Here is a 4,356-nt window from a genome sequence, read left to right as displayed (position 1 = left end):
AGAGCAGCCAAGTGACCGACATGCGAAAAGCCTACGACACCGCCATGACTGAGCGCGACAAGCGCCTAGAAGAGCTGAGCCGCCGAACCGGTACCGCCGCCGACCAAGCCACGAAGGCTGCGACGACTGCTGCCAAAGCTGCCGACAAAGCGGATGAAGTCCTAAACCGAGCACCCCAGTGATGGCGTACTGCGGGTGCGCTGCCTACTTAGTTAAGTAGATTAGGTTGCTGGACTCCTGAGCAGGCTAGATGAACGCTCAGATCGTCATAAGCAAGAGTAAGTGAGTGCGACATCGCTCTATACGTTTATCGCTTGACGAGGTGCAGCGCGTGCTTCCCTCTTCGAGCAGGACTATGCATTGCTCCATCGAGGACGCTCAGCCGGCGAACTTGCGCTTGAAGAGCAATCATTGCACCTTTGAGGTGCTCAATTTGGTCTATGAAAGATGGATCTTGAGCAAGTGGAGTGCCTTTTATCATTGCGAGGGTACTTGCCAGCTGCCTGTAATTATTTGCGGCATGGGCAAGCTCTCGTTCAATTTCTTCTTTATTCACTAGCGCTCCAAATTTTTTATTTGCACCTAAATATAGGTCGGCACTGGCGCTCAGAAAGTTTAATTGGTGTGACGAGCGGCTAACGGTATGCCGTACCCAACGCGCCATATTTTTCGAATGCGCCCAAACGTGGCGCGAGGCTTTGCAACTGAGCAACCTCGTCCGACTGCTTCACAGTACGCCAGTGATCCCGGATATCAATACTGCGGTAAGCGCTATCGACAAGGCTATTGCCGATGCCACGGCAGCGTTGTCTACCAGCGTTCCTAAAGGCTTGATCATTGGATTGCTCCATGGTCACCATGCAGGCCTATGAGATGGTATCTCAATGAATACCATTGCCCACTAAAACGGCCTGATCGATTGTGACTTTGAGGTAGCCAGCGGTGAATCAACACCGATACTGCTCGCTATCGTCTGTTAATAAATGAGATTTGAGCTTCCACTCTCGCCCGAATGGCGCTGGATTTCCCTTGGAAGTGAATGGTTCCCTTTGGATAGATGTTGATTACCATGCCATCAGGAAATACAAACTGTAGGGCTCCGACCGCATTGACCGCAGACCGACTGGCATCAGGGTATGCATTTTCAATATGCTTAACGAGTCTTCGGGGGTCATGGCATGACATCACCATTTGCTGCTCCTTAGCTATGCGAGTCACATATTTGCAGGTATTAGCTACTTATTTCAAGTTTGGAAAGGTGTGATTTTGAGTTGGCCGAGACCCCCTCCCTCAGCGCTTCATCTGGCCGATCTGCCAGACTTCCTAATTCGCCTAACACCAGCGCCGGAGGTATGGGACTGGCTACAAGCCGAGATACTTGCCGACACCGGCAGCCTTTACAACCAAGACCATGCCCATTTGCTGGATGCAGGTATCCGTTTCATGTGGGCGTCGTCGAGCTTCGAGAAACAGGGACTCACAGTTCTTGGCCAGGCCGAACAGGTAGCGTTCCGCGCCGGCGGTTGGCAGAAAGCCCGGATGGAGCAACAGATGCGTGATTGGTTCGGCGACGTGCCGGCCTTCATCATCACCCTGGCGGCCGACTACTGCGCCCAGTGCAGCGACCTTGAGTTCTGCGCCCTGATCGAACACGAGCTGTATCACCTGGCTCATGCGACCGACAAGTACGCTCAACCAGCATTCACCCAAGACGGCGCACCGAAGATCAAGCTGCAGGGCCACGACGTTGAAGAGTTCGTCGGTGTCGTCCGCCGTTATGGTGCAAGCCCTGACGTTCAAGCGTTGGTGGACGCTGCAAACAGTCCTGCTGAGGTGGGGAAATTGAACATATCGAGGGCCTGCGGAACCTGTCTGCTCAAGTCGGCCTGATTTTAGACAGGTTAAGACGGATGATCGCCAATGGCAGCTCTTCGAAGTGAGGTGAAAGCCTTTATTGTTCAGGCTCTCGCGTGCTTTGACACACCTTCTCAGGTGGTTGAGGCGGTCTTAAAAGAATTCAACGTTGTTGTCACTCGTCAGCAGTGCGAATCACACGACCCAACAAAGGCAGCCGGTAAGGCGCTGGGCGAGAAGTGGGCAACGATGTTCCGAGAGAGCCGCAAGCGGTTCCGCGAAGAGACTGAAGACATCCCGATCGCCAATCGAGCCTTCCGACTGCGCGCCCTGAGCCGCATGGCTGAGAAAGCCGAAGGCATGAAGAACATGGCGCTCACTGCCCAGCTACTGGAGCAGGCTGCCAAAGAGTGCGGCGACATCTACGTCAACCGGGCACGGAAGGAAGAGGCCGGTGATGAACCGGTGATCCCGACCCGCATCCAGGTCGACGTGGTGGATGCGAGGAAGCCGAATGCCGAGCCTTAACGTTCCGCAGGCTCAGTTCCTCACGCTGCCTCACAAATTCCGTGCGTTCGTTGCCGGGTTCGGCTCAGGCAAGACCTGGGTGGGCTGTTCGGCACTGAGTAAGCACTTCATGGAGTGGCCCGGCGTCAACGCTGGCTACTTCGCACCGACTTACCCGCAGATCCGGGACATCTTCTATCCGACCATGGATGAGGTGGCCTACGACTGGGGGCTCAAGACCAAGATCAACCAGGCGAACCACGAGGTTCACATCTACAGCGGTCGGCAGTACCGCGGCACTGTGATTTGCCGGTCGATGGAGAAACCGCAGACGATTGTCGGTTTCAAGATTGGTCACGCCCTGGTGGATGAGCTGGACGTACTGACTGCCATCAAGGCTCAGCAGGCCTGGCGCAAGATCATTGCCCGTATGCGCTACAACCTTCCGGGGCTGAAGAACGGCGTGGACGTCACCACGACGCCGGAAGGCTTTAAGTTTGTCTTCCTGCAATTCGTGAAGCAGTTGCGCGACAAGCCGTCACTGAAAGAGATGTACGGCCTGGTGCAGGCCAGCACGTTCGACAACGAGCTGAACCTGCCGGATGACTACATCGCCTCTCTGATGGAGTCATATCCGCCCCAGTTGATCATGGCGTACCTCAAGGGCCAGTTCGTCAACCTTACGTCGGGAACGATTTACACGGCTTACGACCGCAAGCTCAACGGGTGCTTCGACACCGTGCAGCCCGGCGAGCCGCTGTTCATCGGTATGGACTTCAACGTCGGGAAGATGGCGGCGATCACCCACGTCAAGCGCGACCAGGGGTTGCCCAGGGCCGTGGATGAGCTTATCGACGGTTACGACACGCCCGACATGATCCGCCGGATCAAAGAGCGCTACTGGCAGCACGACGGCAACGACTTCAAGAAGACGTGCGAGATCAGGATTTACCCGGATGCCTCGGGTGATTCACGCAAGTCCCTGAACGCCAGCATCACCGACCTTGCCATGCTCAAGCAGGCCGGGTTCGCGGTCATCGCTCCAGCGGCAAACCCGCCCGTGAAGGACCGAATCAACGCAATGAACGCCGTCTTCTGCAATGCGCAGGGCGAGCGCCGCTACCTGGTCAACCCGTTCACCTGCCCAACTTATGCCGATGGCCTGGAGCAGCAGGTGTGGGGTGCGAACGGGGAGCCAGACAAAACCGCCGGCATCGATCACGCGAACGACGCCGGCGGCTACTTCATCCACCGCGAGTACCCGATCATCAAACCGGTCACCGCTATCAAAATGGGATACGCCCGATGAGCAACGACGTCTCCTTCAAACGGGCGGAATACACGGCAGTCCTGGACCGCTGGGCGACCGTTCGCGACGTCTGCGCGGGCCAGCACCGGGTAGTCGATCGGCTGCCGTACATAAACGCGCACGACAAGTCGCCGGAGAACGAAGACCGGAATCGGGCTTACCGCGAGCGGGCGGTGTTCAAGAACGCAACCGGGCACACCCGTAACGGGCTGCTGGGTCTGGCCTTCCATAAAGACCCGACACTCACGGTGCCGAAGAAACTGGAATACCTGCAGGACAACGCCAACGGCTCCGGAGTGAGCATTTATCAACACTCCCAGGGCACGCTTGAAAAGGTGCTTGAAGCTGGTCGCCACGGTCTGTACGTCGACTATCATCAGGACGACGGCATCGGCGGGCACTCGGTGATCCTGTCCTACTGCGCTGAAGACATCATCAACTGGCGCACAGGCATGGTGAACGGTCACAGCGTGCTGACGCTGGTGGTCCTGCGCGAGTCGCCGGAGATTCCTGACGGCTTCGGCTACAAGACGGCTGAGCAGTACCGGGAGCTGGCGCTTGAGGATGACGGCTTTGTTTGCCGCGTCTGGCGCCGGTCCGGTCCGAAAGGTGGCGGGCCGCTTGCGGTCATCGACGAGTTCAAGCCCGAAGGCGTAACCGGTCGCCTCAAGGAGATCCCATTCACC

4 protein-coding genes and 2 pseudogenes are annotated in these 4,356 nt (G+C 57.1%); 5 read left to right on the top strand and 1 reads right to left on the bottom strand.

Annotated elements, in window-relative coordinates:
• Positions 1-182, top strand: a pseudogene (locus L8K08_RS30085) (hypothetical protein); the annotation flags it as partial.
• A 125-nt stretch (positions 183-307) separates the two neighbouring features.
• On the opposite strand, the gene L8K08_RS30080 reads toward L8K08_RS30085, so the two are convergent.
• The gene (locus L8K08_RS30080; RefSeq protein WP_145163866.1) at positions 308-556 is read right to left on the bottom strand and encodes a hypothetical protein; all 249 of its coding nucleotides are present in this window, start codon (positions 554-556) and stop codon (positions 308-310) included.
• Positions 557-1,266: 710 nt separating this feature from the next.
• Here L8K08_RS30080 and L8K08_RS30075 point away from each other — a divergent pair.
• From L8K08_RS30075 to L8K08_RS30060, 4 genes and pseudogenes are all read left to right on the top strand, one after another.
• Entirely contained in the window at positions 1,267-1,890 is a 624-nt protein-coding gene (locus tag L8K08_RS30075) for a putative metallopeptidase (protein ID WP_242201979.1), read from the top strand.
• A gap of 30 nt (positions 1,891-1,920) precedes the next feature.
• Positions 1,921-2,382, top strand: a complete 462-nt coding sequence (locus tag L8K08_RS30070; protein ID WP_242201978.1) for a DUF2280 domain-containing protein — start codon at positions 1,921-1,923, stop codon at positions 2,380-2,382.
• A complete protein-coding gene (locus L8K08_RS30065; protein ID WP_145163871.1) occupies positions 2,369-3,670 on the top strand; it encodes a terminase family protein in 1,302 nt (433 codons plus the stop codon). Before L8K08_RS30070 ends, L8K08_RS30065 begins: the two co-directional genes overlap by 14 nt.
• Positions 3,667-4,356, top strand: a pseudogene (locus L8K08_RS30060) (hypothetical protein); the annotation flags it as partial. The gene L8K08_RS30065 and the pseudogene L8K08_RS30060, both read left to right, overlap by 4 nt.

Origin of the sequence: Pseudomonas sp. TREG-RG-20F-10-E-6-01 (assembly GCF_022662455.1) — a bacterium.
Taxonomy (GTDB): domain Bacteria; phylum Pseudomonadota; class Gammaproteobacteria; order Pseudomonadales; family Pseudomonadaceae; genus Aquipseudomonas.
The sequence above is the reverse complement of the archived record's forward strand: the minus strand, read 5'-3'. Positions and strand labels throughout refer to the sequence as shown.

Bases quoted from the DNA above. Each gene is read 5' to 3' on its own strand.
- L8K08_RS30070 (WP_242201978.1), top strand. From the start codon at position 1,921: ATGGCAGCTCTTCGAAGTGAGGTGAAAGCCTTTATTGTTCAGGCTCTC.
- L8K08_RS30065 (WP_145163871.1), top strand. From the start codon at position 2,369: ATGCCGAGCCTTAACGTTCCGCAGGCTCAGTTCCTCACGCTGCCTCAC.